16 protein-coding genes and 1 pseudogene are annotated in these 17,265 nt (G+C 57.9%); 11 read left to right on the forward strand and 6 right to left on the reverse strand.

Annotated elements, in window-relative coordinates; translation table 11 throughout:
* From CN311_RS05915 to virB11, 11 genes are all read left to right on the forward strand, one after another.
* A partial coding sequence (locus CN311_RS05915; RefSeq protein ID WP_097572438.1) for a transglycosylase SLT domain-containing protein occupies positions 1-603 on the forward strand: 603 nt, incomplete at its 5' end.
* 74 nt (positions 604-677) lie between these two features.
* Positions 678-983, forward strand: a complete 306-nt coding sequence (virB2, locus tag CN311_RS05920) for a pilin major subunit VirB2 (protein WP_245436993.1) — start codon at positions 678-680, stop codon at positions 981-983.
* Positions 983-1,309, forward strand: a complete 327-nt coding sequence (locus CN311_RS05925; protein WP_019856520.1) for a type IV secretion system protein VirB3 — start codon at positions 983-985, stop codon at positions 1,307-1,309. The genes virB2 and CN311_RS05925 overlap by 1 nt, the downstream gene beginning before the upstream one ends.
* Positions 1,309-3,678, forward strand: coding sequence for a type IV secretion/conjugal transfer ATPase VirB4 (virB4, locus tag CN311_RS05930; RefSeq protein ID WP_027056322.1), 2,370 nt, complete (start codon positions 1,309-1,311; stop codon positions 3,676-3,678). The genes CN311_RS05925 and virB4 overlap by 1 nt, the downstream gene beginning before the upstream one ends.
* Before the next feature lie 13 nt (positions 3,679-3,691).
* Entirely contained in the window at positions 3,692-4,366 is a 675-nt protein-coding gene (locus tag CN311_RS05935; RefSeq protein WP_027056321.1) for a TrbJ/VirB5 family protein, read from the forward strand.
* Positions 4,367-4,423: 57 nt separating this feature from the next.
* Complete coding sequence (locus CN311_RS05940) at positions 4,424-5,311, forward strand: type IV secretion system protein (RefSeq protein ID WP_027056320.1); 888 nt, start codon at positions 4,424-4,426, stop codon at positions 5,309-5,311.
* A 26-nt stretch (positions 5,312-5,337) separates the two neighbouring features.
* A complete protein-coding gene (locus CN311_RS05945; RefSeq protein WP_080680416.1) occupies positions 5,338-5,496 on the forward strand; it encodes a type IV secretion system lipoprotein VirB7 in 159 nt (52 codons plus the stop codon).
* A complete protein-coding gene (locus tag CN311_RS05950) occupies positions 5,493-6,206 on the forward strand; it encodes a type IV secretion system protein VirB8 (RefSeq protein WP_027033433.1) in 714 nt (237 codons plus the stop codon). The genes CN311_RS05945 and CN311_RS05950 overlap by 4 nt, the downstream gene beginning before the upstream one ends.
* On the forward strand, positions 6,203-7,084 hold the full coding sequence (locus CN311_RS05955) for a TrbG/VirB9 family P-type conjugative transfer protein (RefSeq protein ID WP_027056319.1): 882 nt from the start codon (positions 6,203-6,205) through the stop codon (positions 7,082-7,084). Before CN311_RS05950 ends, CN311_RS05955 begins: the two co-directional genes overlap by 4 nt.
* On the forward strand, positions 7,081-8,220 hold the full coding sequence (gene virB10 / locus CN311_RS05960; protein ID WP_027056318.1) for a type IV secretion system protein VirB10: 1,140 nt from the start codon (positions 7,081-7,083) through the stop codon (positions 8,218-8,220). The genes CN311_RS05955 and virB10 overlap by 4 nt, the downstream gene beginning before the upstream one ends.
* Positions 8,204-9,244 (forward strand): P-type DNA transfer ATPase VirB11, encoded by a 1,041-nt coding sequence (gene virB11, locus CN311_RS05965; RefSeq protein ID WP_027056317.1) that lies wholly within the window; start codon positions 8,204-8,206, stop codon positions 9,242-9,244. The genes virB10 and virB11 overlap by 17 nt, the downstream gene beginning before the upstream one ends.
* Before the next feature lie 119 nt (positions 9,245-9,363).
* Here the strand turns inward: virB11 and CN311_RS05970 are convergent, their stop codons facing one another.
* The 6 genes and pseudogenes from CN311_RS05970 to CN311_RS05995 form a co-directional block, all read right to left on the reverse strand.
* Positions 9,364-11,907: a two-component system VirA-like sensor kinase gene (locus CN311_RS05970; protein ID WP_097572474.1), complete on the reverse strand. Its 2,544-nt coding sequence runs from the start codon at positions 11,905-11,907 to the stop codon at positions 9,364-9,366.
* Between the two features lie 978 nt (positions 11,908-12,885).
* Positions 12,886-13,497 (reverse strand): annotated as a pseudogene (locus CN311_RS05975) (ISKra4 family transposase); the annotation flags it as partial.
* A 254-nt stretch (positions 13,498-13,751) separates the two neighbouring features.
* Complete coding sequence (locus CN311_RS05980; protein ID WP_027056313.1) at positions 13,752-14,639, reverse strand: dihydrodipicolinate synthase family protein; 888 nt, start codon at positions 14,637-14,639, stop codon at positions 13,752-13,754.
* A gap of 18 nt (positions 14,640-14,657) precedes the next feature.
* Positions 14,658-15,296, reverse strand: a complete 639-nt coding sequence (locus CN311_RS05985; RefSeq protein WP_027056312.1) for a LysE family translocator — start codon at positions 15,294-15,296, stop codon at positions 14,658-14,660.
* 84 nt (positions 15,297-15,380) lie between these two features.
* Positions 15,381-16,070, reverse strand: coding sequence for a B3/B4 domain-containing protein (locus tag CN311_RS05990; protein WP_097572440.1), 690 nt, complete (start codon positions 16,068-16,070; stop codon positions 15,381-15,383).
* A gap of 397 nt (positions 16,071-16,467) precedes the next feature.
* On the reverse strand, positions 16,468-17,220 hold the full coding sequence (locus tag CN311_RS05995) for a carbonic anhydrase (RefSeq protein ID WP_027056310.1): 753 nt from the start codon (positions 17,218-17,220) through the stop codon (positions 16,468-16,470).
* Positions 17,221-17,265 lie beyond the last annotated feature (45 nt).

Consider the following 17,265-nt stretch of genomic DNA (forward strand, 5'->3'; position numbering starts at 1 on the left):
GCTCATGACAACACCACAGGTGAGCAGCTTCGCTGGATAGACCGCCTGGAAGCGACGCGGGGCATCAAGAACCGCCTCGAAGCACAACATTCTGTCGATGTCGGATTGATGCAGATAAACAGCAAGAACTTTTCCTTCCTCAATCTCACGCCGGAAAAGGCTTTCGAGCCCTGCGCCTCGCTATCGGCCGCCGCCCACTTGCTTGAAAGCCGGTATGCCGGCGGCACGACTGCTCCGGCGCAGCAACTGGCGCTTCGCCGTGCCATCTCGGCCTACAACACGGGCGACGTCACGCGTGGCTTCACCAACGGTTATGTACGCAAGGTCGAGTCAGCCGCAAAGGACATCTCGAGTCACCCCGAGCCAACCCTGGAGCCGACCGCTCAAGATGCGCCACACCTTGAGGCACCCGGTCGGAAAGCCGTGCCGCCTCTGCTCCAACAGAGCCAACAGGCCAATGGAAAGCAGCCCAAACGAAATTCTTGGGACATCTGGGGCTCGTATGAGTCAAACCGCTCCGGGGCCGATCCCTCCGGTCCGACAGGCAGCCAGGCTGCGGAAGAGCGGGAATCCTCGAACCCGAACAAACTCGTATTCGATTGAACCATGGAGATACAATGATGACGCCACTCAAAATACTTCGTGCGCTTAAAACGCGTGTTCCTTCGCCTTTTTCCATGCTGCGCACGGCGGCTGAATATGTACCGGCCGCTGCTGCAGGCGCCGCGTGGACGGTCTTCTCCATCGGGCCAGCCTCGGCTCAGGTGACCGGAGGGACGGATCCCGCCAAGATGGTCCAGAATATCTGCACCTTCATACTTGGCCCCTTCGGACAATCACTGGCCGTGCTCGGACTCGTGGCCATCGGCATCTCTTGGATGTTCGGTCGTGCTTCACTTGGCTTGGTTGCGGGTGTCGTTGGAGGGATCGTCATCATGTTCGGCGCCAGCTTCCTGGGCAAGGCGCTCATAGGCGGTGGCTGATGAGCGACCGGTTGGAAGTGAGCACCCTCTATGTGGCGGCGACACGCCCCGCACTGTTTCTGGGGGTGCCGCTGACGCTGGCCGGATTGCTGATGATGTTGGCTGGTCTCGTCATCATTGTCCTTCAAAACCCACTTTATGAAATCGTGCTCGTGCCACTCTGGTTCGGGGCACGGCTGGTGGTTGAGCGTGACTATAACGCCGCAAGCGTCGCGCTCCTCTATTTGCAGACTGCCGGCAGAAGCGTGGACGGGCCGGTCTGGGGTGGCGCGAGCGTCAGCGCCAATCCGATCAGAGTGCCGAAACGCGGAAGAGGAATGGTGTAATGTTTGGCGCCAGTGGCCGGACCGAGAGATCTGGCGAGATCTATCTTCCGTATGTCGGTCATCTCAGCGATCAGGTTGTCCTGCTGGAAGACGGATCGATCATGGCCATGGCACACGTGAACGGCCTGCCCTTTGATTTGGAAGACGCAGAGATGCGCAATTCGCGCTGCCGCGCGTTCAACACTCTCTTGCGCAACATCGCGGATGACAATGTCACGCTATACGCTCATCTTGTGCGCAATAACGATGTGCCGGAGCCGGCATCGCGCCAGTTTCAAAGTGCATTTGCTGGCAGTCTGAGCGAGGCCTATGAGCGCCATGTGCTGTCGGGCAAGCTCTTTCGCAACGATCACTTCCTCACTATCGTCGTGTCCCCCCGCACCGCAATCGGCAAGATAGGCTGGCGCATTGCCAAATCCCCCAGACGGAATGACAACGATCTGGCCACACAAATGCGAAGCCTGGAGGACCTCTGGCAGATCATTGCTGGCTCACTCGGCGGTTACGGTCTGCGCCGGTTGGGTATTCGCGAGAAAGGCAACGTGCTCTTCACGGAAATTGGTGAGGCGCTTCGGTTGATAATGACTTGCCGGTTTCTTCCGGTTCCGATGGTTACCGGCTCGCTTGGCGCCTCGATCTACACTGATCGGGTCATCTGCGGGAAGCGGGCGCTTGAGATTCGAAGACCCGGGGATAGCTCCGTGGGATCATTGTTTTCGTTCCGTGAATATCCGGCGACGACGCGGCCAGGCATGCTAAATCCCTTACTGTCCGCCAACTTCCCGCTTGTCCTGAGCCAGAGCTTTTCCTTCCTCACTCGGCCACAAGCTCATGCGAAGCTTAGCCTTAAATCCAGCCAGATGACGAGCGCCGGCGACAAGGCTCTCACCCAGATCAATGAACTTGCCGAGGCAGAGGACGCACTGGCAAGCAACGAGTTCGTCATGGGTTCGCATCATCTGAGCCTGTGCGTCTATGGCGACAGCCTCAATAGCCTTGCAGATCGCGCAGCAAATGCGCGCGCAAGGCTGGCCGACACAGGCGCCGTTATCGTCCAAGAGGGTATCGGCATGGAGGCCGCGTACTGGTCCCAACTCCCGGGGAACAACAGGTGGCGCACGCGCCCCGGGGCGATCACCTCGTACAATTTTGCCGGGCTTGTCTCATTTGAGAACTTCCCCAGCGGTTCCAGCTCCGGCCACTGGGGCAAAGCTGTTGCGCGCTTTCGCACAAACGGTGGAACGTCTTTCGACTACATCCCCCATGAGAATGACGTCGGCATGACGGCGATATTCGGACCCGTCGGCAAAGGCAAGACGACGCTGATGACCTTTATCCTCGCGATGCTTGAGCAAAGCGTGGTCGATCGCAATGGTGCCATCGTCTTTTTCGATAAAGACCGGGGTGGTGAACTGCTGGTGCGAGCCACGGGAGGGACATACCTTGCGTTGCGCAGAGGCGCTCCGAGCGGCTTGGCCCCTCTGCGCGGACTGGACAACACCTCCGCCTCGTTGGACTTTCTGCGCGAATGGCTGATGGCCCTCATCGAGAGTGACGGCCGTGGTCCGATCTCGCCGGAGGAAAGCCGTCGACTGGAACGTGGCATTCTTCGTCAACTTTCGTTCGAACCCGCCATGCGCTCACTTGCGGGCCTGCGCGAATTCCTGCTGCACAGCCCCTCGGAGGGCGCGGGAGCACGGCTGCAGCGGTGGTGTAGAGGGAATGCGCTTGGATGGGCCTTTGACGGCGATGAGGACGAAGTCAGGCTGGATGCCTCCATTACCGGCTTCGACATGACGCAGCTCCTGGAATTTGAGGAGGTTTGTGCGCCGGCCGCCGCATATCTTCTTCACCGCGTGGGCGCTGTTGTCGATGGCCGTCGGTTCGTCATGAGCTGCGACGAATTTCGCTTCTATCTGCTCAACCCGCAGTTCTCGGCTGTTATCGACAAGTTCCTGCTCACCGTCCGCAAGAACAACGGCATGTTGATACTCGCAACGCAGCAGCCTGAACACGTGCTTGAATCGCCCCTCGGAGCCAGTCTCGTTGCACAATGCATGACCAAGATCTTCTACCCATCACCGACGGCCGACCGGGCCGCGTATGTCGATGGCTTGAAGTGCACCACGCAGGAGTTCGAGGCAATCCGCCAGGGAATGGCAATTGGCAGCCGCAAGTTTTTGCTCAAGCGCGAGAGCGGGAGTGTTGTTTGCGAATTCGATCTTGGCCAGATGCGCGAGTATGTAGCCGTACTCTCGGGGCGGGCCAACACCGTGCGCTTTGTCGACCAGCTTCGTGACCAGCACGGAGATGCCCCAAGTGCGTGGCTCAACAAGTTCATGACTCGTTACCACGAAATTCAAGACTGACGGAGGAATATTCATGAGATTTCCCACGCTTGCAGCAACGACGCTTGCCGCTTCCTTTCTACTTAGCGGACAGGCCCGGTCGCAATTTGTCGTCATCGACCCGGCGGTAGTAACACAAGCGGGCTTAACAGCGGTTTCCACCGCGCAGATCCTGATAAAGTCAGCCCAGACGCTCGCTTCCACGATGGAAATGGTGGAGATACTAAGTTCGTCATTCGGTGTCACGGGGCTGCTAAGTTCACTGAACCAAGGAAATCACTACCCGTCGGGCAATCAGCTTGAGAGGCAGATGTTTGAGGGTCAGGCGCCAACTTCGATTAAAGCGCGTGCAATTGCGGACAACCCAAACCGGAAAGTCGACGGCACGGATTCGGAAGCGAAACTGTTACAGGGACAAATCGCTGGTGCCATCAATGCCGCAGCTCTTGCAGCCGACACTCTGGGCGTAATGGACAAGCGCCTTAAGGCCAATGACAACACGCTTGGTCAGCTTTCCCGCTCGGGAAATATTGTGCAGGCCACCGTCACCAACGGTCTGGTCCTCAAGCAGATTCATGATGCGATTATCCAAAATGTCCAGGCCACGAGTCTGCTGACGATGGCCACTGCACAAGCGAGCCTTCACGCCGCAGAGGAGGCCGCGATGCAGCGTCGCGAACGCCAGGACACCGCCAGAATGTTTGAGTAGCGACGCTTAGTTCATCCGGCTCATCTGCGCTGATCAGGGGCAAATAAGGTTCACGCAATGGTTTTCAGAATTCCTGCGCCATTCACGGCCATACACGCGATCTTTCATGGGGCCTTTACGGTGGGGCTGCACAAAGTGATTGGAAACGTCCAAGAGGCGGTCAGTGCGCCTCTGGTTGCGTGCGTCACGCTCTGGATCATAATCCAAGGCTTTCTGGTCATGCGCGGTCAAGTCGACGCGCGCGGAGGTATCTCGCGCGTAGTCACGGTATCGATTGTCGTCGCCCTCATCTTAGGGCAGGCCAACTATCAGCTGTACATTGAATCGGTCTTCGACGACACGATTCCAAAGCTTGCCCACCAGATCAGCGGAAGCACCTTGCCCTTCATCGGTATCCCCCAGAAGCTCGACGTAATGTTCGCTGCAAGTCAGAGTGCCTTTCAGCGGATTGCTTCCGAAATTGGGCCAATGAATCAGCAGGACATACTTGCCTTCCAGGGAGCGCAATGGATTTTGTACGGCTCGCTCTGGACAGCGTTCGAGATCTATGATGCCGTTGGAATTCTGACGAAGGTGCTCCTGGCGATCGGCCCCCTCGTTCTTGTAGGCTATCTTTTTGATCACACTCGAGACATGGCTACCAGATGGATCGGCCAACTGCTCTCATACGGGCTGCTGCTTGTCCTCCTCAACATCGTTGCAACGATAGTTATCGCGGCCGAATCAGTCGCGCTGGGAGTCATGCTTGCGGTGATCAAATACAAGGGTACGACAGCAGCCAAGATCATCGGGCTTTACGAGCTCGATATGCTTTTCCTAGCTGGTGACGCTTTGATCGTCGCGCTTCCGACGATCGCCAGCAGCATAGCCGGCGGTTCTTGGGCAGGTGCGAACCAATCTCTTAGCAGCCTCAATCGCCGCATTGCCAAAACGGCAGGTGGTTAATCAATCGACAAGCGCGGTACCTCAACATGAAATACTATCTACTTTTGTCAATACTGGCTTTGGCGGCCTGCAAGACAACCGATAAGCTTGCGACCTGCACGGGTTCGCCATTCCAACTGAACGTGGGACAATGGGAAACCTCCCCTGAAGATCTTCAAGTCGAATGTGCGAAAGAGCCCAAGTGAAATTTCCTGAACATGCCCTTCTGGTGGAGAGAGAAACGCTAGCCGCCCACTATAAGAAGGTGGAAGCGTTTCAAACTTCACGAGCGAAGTCTGCGCGGCGCCTGTCAAAGGCCCTCATAGCCTTTGCGGCAGCGGCGGTCCTAGGAAATGTTGCGCAGGCATTTACCATCGCTGCCATGGTCCCGTTGGCCAAGCTCGTACCTGTGTTCCTCTGGGTACGCCCGGATGGAACAGTTGACAGCGAAGTGTCAGTCTCTCGACTGCCGGCAACCCAAGAGCGAGCCGTCATAAATGCTTCGCTGTGGGAATATGTACGCCTGCGCGAGAGCTACACAGCCGATTCCGCCCAATACGGCTATGACCTCGTATCCAGTTTCAGCGCACCGGCTGTGCGGCAGCAATATCAAGATTTCTTCAATTATCCGAATCCCACCTCGCCGCAAGTCACAGTCGGCAAGCTCGGCAAGCTCGAAGTCGGGCATATTTCCTCAAACGACATCAGTCCGGACGTTCAACAGATCCGATACAAACGCACCCTTTCCATCGATGGGCAGATGCCGCTGGTGACCACCTGGACAGCAACCATCCGCTACGAGCGCCTGACAGATCTGCCTGCCCAATCAAGGCTCACCAATCCGGGAGGTCTACTCGTCACTTCCTATCAAACCTCGGAAGATAGCGTGTCGAACCTGGGTGACGTGCAGCCATGACAAAAAGAGCGTTTCTCGCCCTGGCCTGTTCACTACTCTTAACGCTGGAGGCTTCCGCGGAAGACACCCCGCTTGCCGGCAAGCATGATGCGCGGATGCGCTACTTGGCTTACCGTCCCGACGAAGTGGTGCGCCTGTCGACCGCGGTGGGGGCAACGCTGGTCGTCACATTCGCGGCCAACGAGACCGTCGCAGCCGTGGCCGTTTCCAATAGCAAAGACTTGGCTGCGCTCCCACGCGCCAACTACCTGTTCTTCAAGGCCAGCCGGATCCTGCCGCCGCAGCCGGTCGTCGTTCTGGCCGACAGTGAGTCCGGTACCCGCAGATATGTCTTCAGCATTTCAACGAGAGCGATGCCAAAACTAGATGAGCAGCAACCTGACTTATACTACAGTGTGCAGTTCACCTATCCCGGTGATGAGGCCGCTGCTTTGAGACAGGCAGCAGAAAAGCGCTCGATTCTTGGTCAGGCCCGGGCAAAGGTGCTGCAGGAACAGAGGGTTCAGGATTTGTTGAATCGGCCCGGTACAACTGCCAGTTCCGACGAAAGCAATTTTCACTACGTCGCAAAGGGCGATCGATCGCTGGCGCCGCTGCAGGTTTTCGACAATGGCTTTACCACCGTATTTGGCTTCGCAAGCAATTCCCGTATACCCTCCCTCTACATTATCAATCCCGACGGCAAGGAAGCCGCTGCCAACTTCACAGTCAAAGGCGACTATGTTGAAGTATCCGCAGTCGCCCGGGAATGGCGTCTGAGAGATGGCAATACGGTATTGTCGATTTTCAACAGGGCATATGATCCTGTTGGACAAGCGCCGGGGACCGGTACAGTGAGACCCGACGTGTGGCGCGTTTTGAAAGGCTCGGGCCGATGAATGAAACCGGCCCACAGTCGGGACACGATGTAAATGCATCCGGATCGTTGGTCTCGGAGCCGGCCCGCCGGCATGTTTCGGGATCACAGAAATTGGCCGTCGCCGGTCTTGTTCTCATCTCATCTCTGTCGCTCATCTGGCTCGGAAGTCGTCCCAGCACACAAGACGAACCATCTCAGCCAAACCCGCCAATTTCCCCGAACGCCGAGCCGTTCCGCCCCGTGCCTATTGAGCTTGCTCCCGAACCTCCAGCACCCGCAAAGGCGGCGCAGGCGGCAGATCCTGCGCCATCCACGCCGCAACCCGCGGCAGCTGAACCGCCGCCCGAGGAGTCACCAATTTTCGCCTACAGCAGCAGCAGTCAAAAGCCCGACGTGGCTCAGCGGAGCGAAGACGACCACAAGGATGCTCCCGCGACCGCGGATGAGATTTCGATCGGTGGCGACCTGTCGGGCCGATTGAAGCCAGACATACAGGAGCCGAGCCGGGCCACACTTTTGCCGCACCCTGATCTCGTGATTACTCAGGGAACGATCATTCCTTGCCTTTTGCAAACGGCAGTCGACACAAATTTACCCGGTTATGTGAAGTGCGTCTTACCTAAAGACGTCCGCGGCGCCACCAACAATGTCGTGCTCTTGGATCGTGGGACGACCGTGATTGGCGAGATCCAGCATGGTCTCGAACAGGGGGATGCGCGTGTCTTCGTGCTGTGGACGCGCATCGAAACACCTGACCATGCCCTCGTTTCGATAGCATCGCCGGGCGCTGACGAGCTCGGCCGCTCCGGAGTGCCTGGCACGGTGGATAATCACTTCCGGGAACGCTTTGGCGGAGCAATGCTGATGAGCGTCCTTCAAGGCGCGTTCCAGGCGGCCGGTCAATACGCGGCGAGCTCTGGCGGAGGAAGCGGCATCAACAGCTTCCAGAGCAATGGCGGACAAGCCGTCGAGACGACACTGAGAGCGACGGTCAACATCCCGCCAACCCTGAAGAAAAACCAGGGAGATGCTGTATCCATCTTTGTGGCTCGCGACCTCGATTTCTCGGATGTATACGGTCTCACGGCAACCGTCGTGGCGCCAGCCCCCCAACATCGCCAACGCCGGAGAGACAACAATGCGATCGGAGGCTGACCCTCAATTGCGTTTGCTTCTCGACCCCGTTCTGAAATGGCTTGAGGAGCCGAGGACCGAAGAGGTCGCTATCAACCGGCCTGGGGAAGCGTTTGTGCGACAAGCCGGCGTCTTCACGAAACATCCGCTACCACTAGGTTATAACGATCTGGAGGACATCGCGATTCTCGCTGGAGCGCTGCGCAAGCAAGATGTCGGACCGCAAAGCCCCCTCTGTGCGACTGAGCTGCCGAACGGAGAGCGGCTGCAGATCTGTTTGCCGCCCGCTGTTCCCTCAGGAACAGTAAGCCTGACGATACGGCGTCCTTCAAGTCGTGTGACCGAACTGAAGGAAGTTTCTTCTCGCTACGAATACTCACGCTGGAATCAATGGCGGTCACGAAAACAGCGCCAAGAGCGGCAGGACCAAACTATTCTTCAGCAATACGACGATGGTGACTTGGAGAAGTTTTTGCAAGCGTGTGTTTCGGGACGGCTCACGATGCTGCTTTGCGGACCTACTGGAAGCGGCAAAACGACAATGAGCAAGACTTTGATCAACGCTATACCCCCGCAAGAGAGACTGATAAGTATCGAGGACACGCTGGAGCTTGTAATCCCGCACGAGAACCATGTCCGGTTACTCTATCCGAAGGACCGAGCCGGCGTAGGTGCGGTGACAGCCGAGCAACTGCTGCAAGCGAGCTTGCGCATGCGCCCTGACCGAATATTGCTCGGCGAGATGCGCGATGATGCTGCATGGGCCTACCTTAGCGAAGTCGTCTCCGGCCATGCGGGATCAATATCAACGATCCATGGGGCTGATCCGGTCCAGGGCTTCAAAAAGCTCTTTTCCCTCGTCAAGAGCAGCCCGCAAGGAGCAGCTGTGGAAGATCGAACGCTTCTTGACATGCTGTCGGCTGCCGTTGACGTCATTGTGCCGTTCCACACCCAAGGTGACCTGTACGAGGTGGGAGAGGTATGGCTCGCCGCCGATGCCCGGCGACGGGGAGAGACAGTAGCCGACCTCCTTAACAAGCACTAAGGCTAGAACAACGTCTCGGGATCGATAAGTCCATTGTGATGCGACGCGTCGTTTTGTTCTGCTTCGATGTCTTTTGCCAGGCCTTCTCACACTTGCATAGAATGAGCGAGTCGGCGGCATCACGCCATCATCATTATACGAATCGCATGCTCTATTGTCCTGGACGAGACCGGTCTCGCTAGCCGAAGGACGAAGGCCTGATTGTCAGATGTGACCGGCGTGGGGTCGATGTCACCGATGACTATGAAAGGCACCGTCATGATGGCCGGGCATACGGACTCTGCCCGTCCTCGCTCGAGGAAAGGCGTCTTCGCCAAAATCAGCAGGTCAGCTGCCTTCCCGCTCTCGATCCAGCCGCAAAGACTTTCGAAGGTCGCGAAGCCGATCGGCTCATAACCCAGCGCGGCGATATTGTCCTTGTGAATCTCCAACTCTGCTGGATCGGGCTCCACGACTGCAATGATTCCGCCGTTGGCCGGTGATCCGCTGTATGGGCCGAAAGTGACGTCAGCGCTGACTGGCTCCTCCTCGGAGGCTGGCAAGTAGATATCAAAGCGCGTACCTCGGCCAACAACCGAGGTGACGTCTAGGTATCCTGCGAGCGCGCTCACGTGCCTGTCAACTGCAGCAAGACCCAGCCCGGTCCCGCCGACGAGAGAGCGCGTGGTAAAAAAGGGCTCAAAGACATGCGGAAGTATCGAACTTGCGATTCCTGGGCCATCGTCGCTGATGGAGAGGAGAACGTAATCTCCAGGTCTCAAGGTGCCCTGAGCCAGCGGCTTGGTTTGGCACACCTGGGCGCGAGAAACGCTAACCTCGACGCGGCCCTCGTTCAAGACAGCCTCCGACGCGTTCTTGCACAGGTTCATGAGAATCTGCTGCATCTCGGTTGGGCTGCCCTCGACCACCGTTTGCCACTCGTTGATCCTGAAGTTCAACTGAACACCCGCACGAACTGTAACCCGCAGCAATGGCGCAAGATCCATGACAATTTCGGAGACGTTGAAAGGCACTGCAACGCGCTTGCGGTTTCGGCTGAGTGACAAGATCTGGTCAACGATCAGCTTGGCGCGGTGTCCAGCTAAGATGATTTGGTCGATGTGGTTCCGTATTCTGGAGGGGCGACGCACCAGACCTTGGGCAATTTCTGAATATCCGATTATTGCGCCTAAAATATTGTTGAACTCATGTGTGGCGCCGCTTGCGATCGTGCCGACGGTCCTCAGCCTTTCCACCTGCTCCCATCGACTCACCAGAAGGTCGCGTTCGGCATTTACACGTTGCATTTCAAGATGGTTGCTCAAACGCACAATGGCACTGGCAAGAACCCACAGGTCGCCTGCTGAGGGGAGTGAGCGATCTCGTTCAAAAACAAGGATGCAAACCACAGCCTGCTGATCGGAGGCCCTGCAAGCAACAATTTGACAAACACCGGAAGTGTCTAGGGCGGTGCGAACCATTTCCGCCGCCGGAACGACGCGAAACACTGGCCGTCCGGCGCGGACAAGTGAAACGACTTCATCAAGAAGCGCGACGTTCCAGACACGCATGCACGTGTTCGTCACAAAGCACTCGGTATGCCTGCTGAGACTCGGATCCACCTGAGCAAGCGCGCAGTGATCCGCGTCGAAAGCGCGTTGAACAAGTCTAAGCGCTGCTTCCGTTGAAAAGCGCGGCGACGCGTTCTTTGCTTTACTTTCGTTGAAGCGAGCTTCGATCTCACGCATTGCCTCTTCAAGCTCCAGCCGCCTTTCCAACCGGTTCGTCCACACATGCAGCCTGAAGGCCCGAATGATCGCAAACAAGCAGAGGCATATGGACACCGAGCCAAAGAAAAGTCGTGTGCGCTGCGCTTGCGCGCTGGCCAAGCTGTAGTCTTTCAGATATTCGCGCTCCAGTTCGGCGGCCTTGGCGAACGTGTTAAAGGATGCGATCCGATCGGCTGCGCGGTCCACTCTCGACAACGCGGACAGGATAACGCGGCCGTTGCGGACAACATCGTGGGTGGCTTGGTCCTGGCTCGGAGGAAGTCGGCTGAGAGACTGATCGATCTGTGATGCGAGGCTGAATCCCGGTAGTCTGGCCGAAAACTGAAGGATCAAATTGGAGAGTTCAAGCCTGTTGGACGGCGCCCCCTCAAGGCGATTAACCGAGCGAGCAAACCGTACGAGAGAGCTTTGCAGAAGCTCATTTTGCGCAGCCGCTGCCGAGATGGCAGCCTCCGTGTTCTCGACGGACTTTTTGAGCTGTGCAAGCAACCTGGAGTGCGCTCCGGAGCTCTCATCGGGCGAAATCTCGGCAAGGCGTTGCAAGTTTGTAACGTTCCTTTGCAATGCTTGGAGGGTAGAATCAACGGGGCGGAAGTCCAATACCATGTCGGTTCGAGCGCGGGCGACATCGCGCTGGAGCAATGCGTAGTTGATCTGAATCGTTCGCAGTTCACTTAGGACCGCCTCGTCGACCTGTGGGTCCTGCCTCTGTATCCCGAACAAGAGCGCAAACGAGGCCGCCAGGGCGATTACAAAAACGTTGTCGGTACTGAGCCTTTTTTCACAACGAAACGGCGTTTGATGCGCGGTGCGCGCCTTGCGAAAGTCCGATCTGAATTCTAGCTCCTCATTGCTTCGGTGTGCGGCCGGATGCTGCTGGAACAGGAAAACCATGTGTACCTCTCCCCTCATAAAGACGGCTTAGACACCGTCGCACTTTGCCCCCGTGGCCCCGCTGACCCTCCGTTGAATTTCGCGGCGATTAGACTTCGACCGTTCTCCGAACTCTGGCCACTCGCGAGCTCGACGCGAACGTGGAAACTGAAGGCACGGCGTTACGGCACGTGAGAAACTGGGCTATCCGTGAATGCTGATTTGATAGTTGTTGAGAAGGGAAGGCACCAATGCCAGGCTGACACCGCGTGACGGATTCAATCGAGATTTGCCTGTTTTCGCGCGGCGAGTCGAACCACGCCGATGTTGAAGGTACCGTTGAGTCTCGTCATAATGACGGCAGGAACCGAATACTCGTGAGCCTTCGTTGCGTCAGTCCGCTCAAGCCATCACGCACGCGGCAGAGCTAACTTCCGGCAAGAGTTTCATAGCTGGGCCAACAAATTGCGCTCTATGCCTGACCAGAGTAAGCAGGACGTACGTACGATCGGCATGATCCCCGAGGAGCGTTCGCACTTCATCTCTTATCCGGTGAAGGATAGCCCATTGAGCAGCTCACCATCGGTTATGAGATCGAGGCGACACACAAGGCGGGCAACCGGTCGCAGTATTCGGAACTGTCTTCCGAGAGATCATGGAGGGACAGACAAGCCGCACGCTGCAGCAGCCTGGGGATGACACCGGTCGGCCAGCCATTATGCCGCTAACCCGCTTGCGATCTCTGTGCATTGTATCTCCTGCGTGCAGCCCCTGCATTAAGCCAGCGTCGACGACCAGAGCCCATGTTCCACCAAACAAGGGTTAGCTTTCAAGAAGCTGATTGAACAAATTGATTGTTTGGATCGCACGCATCCGAACAATGGATGCAGCTAAATGCAGCGGCGGTTTTCGTTAGATGCGAGCGAGCGTCTCTTGGCAAGAACCACCGCGGGGCGCGGGCGAGGTGAGGGGCTGCACGCCAAGCGCGTCGGGACGGTCATCGAGGATCTGCGTGCGGGTTTGCAGCAGAAGATGTGCGCCGATCCTGCTCCACTGCATCTGCCGCTTGTTGGCGACCCGCTTGGAACGGCGTTGACGGTGGCCTTGACGAGGGCCGAAGAGATGCGATCTCCGGACCGCTAACGCTCGCCGTAATTAATCAGGCTGGCACTGTCGGAGGCGATGTAGGCCTGGTGAACTCGCCGATGGCGGTCAGGAACTTGCGCATGTTCGGCTAGCCTGTTTCGAGACCTTCCGCGTCGAATTGCAGGTCGGCGATTTCGTGACGGGCCCGATAGACGTCAACATGCCAGAGATGCCATTTGATCCTGCGCAGAGTTTCGAGCAGGTCCTGTCCGGTCTGCTCGTCCTGGTTTTCGAGCCCTTGCACGAACTGCCGAAGGACCCTGATGCGCACGGTGATATGGAACCAGTCGGCGATTCTTCCCCACCGTCGGTGATGAGGGTGATATCCTGATTGGCTTGGACGGGCTGCTTCTTGAGATGGTCGAGAATGCGCCGTTGCGGCTCGCGATCATAGCCATAGACGAAACCGATGTAGCGCGGAGCACCCTCTTCAGGCAGCGAGCGGCCTACGATCAGCTCGAAATTCTACTTCCGGTCGTTTGGTCGCGGATGAAAGTTCGATGCGGCTGCAGAACGCGTTTGCGATGGCCGCCCATCTTCCCGGCGCTACCGGAGCACGATAACGTTGCGACCATTTCACCACCGAAGAGACCGCAAAGCCAAAGCGCGACCAACCCGATCCAATTCTGCGCCGCCTAACTTCCATCTCGAACGGTGCGCGGAACGCCCGCGCGCCGGGTGCCTAACTAGCAGTGGCACTGGGCATGCCCTGTGCTAGGCTATTCGAGCTTCTCCAATGCCTGCCTAATGTCATCTCCGGCGTCCTCCGGCAACGGCAAAATAGGGCGCGGTGGCTGGACGTGCGCCAGACCGAGGTAGTCGGCGATGACGAACATAACGCGGAAGCTGCCGTAGTGTTTGAACAAGGTCCAGAGCGGCCCGAAAGCGCGGTTCAACCGACTGGACTCCACCGCGTCGCCGGACTGCGCTGCACGCGTCAGCGCAAGCGCCGGGACCGGCAGCAGACCTGCCGCAACGCTGTACCAGGTGTCACATCCGGCAAGCAGGGCATCCGCCGCGCCCCAATCGCCGCTGTATCCGATTGTGAACGTGTCAGGCGTCATCGACCGCAAACGTGCCAGTTCCCCCGCGTAATCGTCATTTGCCGCCAGAGGCATTTTCACCGCGACGATGTTGGACACCTCCGACAGCCGGGCGATCAATGCGTCGCTGAATGTGAAGCGCGTGGTGCTTGGATTGTTATATATGCACAAAGGCAATTCCCCCGCCTCGGCCACCGCGACGAAGTGCTGGAAGACTTCGTCCTCGTTCAGGGGAACGTAGGACATGGGTGCCAGGAGCAGGCCGTCAGCGCCAGCGGATTTGGCATCGCGCGCCAAAGCCTGAGCTTCATCGGTACGCAATGCACCCACACCCACGACAAGAGGCGTTTTGCCGCCGATGCATTCCACGGCAGCCTGAACGGCACGCTTGCGTTCTTCCCTGGTGAGGTAAGCATAACCGCCCGTGCTCCCCAGAAGGCCGATGGAGTCCGCTCCGGCGCGTTGAATACGCTCGAGAAAACGAGCCAGACCCTCGGTGTCGACATGCCCTTCCGCATCGGTTGGCGTAAGGGGGAACGCCGACAGGCCGCGAAACAAAGTCATCATCCATTCCTTTCGAAACTACATACGGGAAAGCAGCATACGCAGCCCGGCGAACGCGAAGAACATCGCCAACAGACTTTCGATCCAGCGGCGGCAGCGGCGATATAGAGCCACCATAGGCGGTGTGGAGAAGACAATGGCGTAGCCGCAGAATATCGTGACACTTAGGATGGCGCAGCCACCCAATATCGCCGCGATGCTTTGCCACGATGAATTCGGGCCGATCCCCAGCGTGACGAGCGCGATCCATGCCAGCACGGATTTTGGGTTCGCCAAATGCATCAAGAGGCCCTTCCTATAGAGCTCACCCCGCGAAAGAGCGACTTGGTCGGTCGATGCGCGCACCGCCAGCTTCTCGTCCGACGTAAGCGCCGACCGTCCCGCCCTGAAGGCGAGGAATAGCAGGTAAAGCCCCCCGAAAACCTGCAGAACGAGCAGTGCCTGGGCGTACCTGGCCAACAGGGCGGAGATGCCGGTGGAGGCCATAAAACCCCAAAAGATCGAGCCGCTGACGACGCCGGAGGCAAGCATGAGCGCAGCACCTCTGCCGCGCGCCATCGCAACCCCCATAATGCGCATGTTGCTCGGGCCGGGGCTCCCCGCGGCAATGACATATGCAGCAAAGACGATGAGCAACTGATGGAGATCGACATTCATTCTCTCAGCCCTTGATAATCTCGATCGGATCGATCACGCCGGATGCCCCGGGCGGCCAGCGATCCGCTCGCTCGACCGGAAACCTCATCCGGCGATGGCAATTTCTTGGCTCGCGATTTTGCAGCCAGGCATCAAGGCATTCAGCCCTCCGACCATGGCATCCGTCGCCTCTGCCAATGCATCGTCCGGCATGGTCTCCAACGCCTCCAGTACGAACCACATCCGGCCTGTTAGGGTCTTCAGGCGGGTTCGAGTGCCCTGTCGCCAGTTCCAGCGTCGGCAGGTGACGCCAATGTCGTCGCGCCAGATGACCTCACCGGGCAAGGGAGGATCGTTGACCGCCTCTCCATTCATCATGGTGTCGAACGTCTCACTCCCGTCAGCGATCGTCAGGTGGGGTCTTCCGACATAGGCGTCAAAATTCTCTCCACCCACCGGGACTGCGTATTTCAGGCTGATGGCGTTGTAGAGATCGACGATCGGGTTGATCGTCGAAAGAGTGCCGTCTTTCAGAACCCGCTTTCTGAGGGCCTGGGCTGAGCACGGCGTACGGTTAGGCTTCGCGCCAAAGACGACGTAGGCGTCGGACCAACTCGCCAGATGAGCTTCTGCCCAAGCCGGGCCATCCGCCAACGCGCAATCGCAGGCTTCACCAAGCAATCGGGGATCGAAACGTCCTTCTCCAGCTGAAGTGGCATCGACGTAGACGCTCACGGCTCTAAATCCCGATGCAATATTCTTAATTCGACCGTCGATGATGGGACCCTCAAACATCCAGGCAACTCCATCAGTTCGAGCGCAAGCAATCCATGACCGGCGCGACCAGTCACGATCGCTTCCCTGACTGCAAGCCAATATTGCAGTTCACTGGTCCAAACTAAACTGCCACTTTTGGAGATTTTAATTGGTCCAGTATAAGGAGGGTTCTCGCAGCACGGGAGCGACGCGTCGAATTTATCAATCCCTGATCAAGCAGATCCAGGCCGGAGTGTACGGGTGTCGGTGACGCGACCCAGTTCTCCGCAAGCAAGCGGCCCACAAGTTCCCATGATCCGGTCATGCTGTTGTGAACCCTAGGGCATTATCGTGATGCCAGCGCCACCATGGTGGCGTCGTACTGTTTGAAACCCCCCGATTGTTACCGCGGTTTTGCTTGACGCGCGCGATGACCTTAGCTGAGGCCTAGGATGAAGCGCCGATTGGAGGGACGGATCGACCGCGCGTTAGATGCGTAAAGCGTCGTAAACCGCTTGATGTCTGCGGTGTCGACCTCGACCGGTTCCATTGCAACCATCCACTCCACGTTTTCGGTGCAGGGCGGAGTCGTTAATGATCCCTCATAGGTCCAGTAGCCGAGCGAGGCTGGCAAAAGCCCGTTGGGATCGAACTCGTCAACTGCCATCTCCTCGCCGGGCCGGGCCGGAAAGACCTTGGCGAGACCGGCAAAGCTGATATTTGTCGCGCCAGGCGTAAGAAGGGCGCTCAGCACACCCAGAGTATCGCTCTTTGTGTCTTTATGGACAAAATGCGCTTCCATCGGGAAGCTCATGCCCGCCACGTGATGCTCGCTCGGCGCGTGGAAATGCAACTGTGCCAGTTGGTAGACGCGATCCCCGCGGGTCAAGGTGCTGCCTTCCGGCATGTTGATTTGAATGGTGTGGCCGTTGTTCACCATCCTGCCGCCGCCCTTGAGCCAACTGATGTCGATGCGCGGTATATCCGCCTTTACCGTGCCGGCGATGTCGATGGGTGACTGCTGCCTGCCCGCCGAACAGGCGAAATTTCTCGTGTCCAGATCGGCCCAATGCTCCGGCCCGACCGAGCCGCCATATCCCCAATGGGCGCTGGCCGCACGCGCGGTCTGGGCGCAGATCGGGCACACGCCCAGCGCGATGAATGCTCTAATCAGGTTACGACGATGCATATTGCCTCGCTCCTTGATGCGAACCTTATGTCCTTGCTTCCAATT

Source organism: Mesorhizobium sanjuanii, from assembly GCF_002529485.1.
Taxonomy (GTDB): domain Bacteria; phylum Pseudomonadota; class Alphaproteobacteria; order Rhizobiales; family Rhizobiaceae; genus Mesorhizobium; species Mesorhizobium sanjuanii.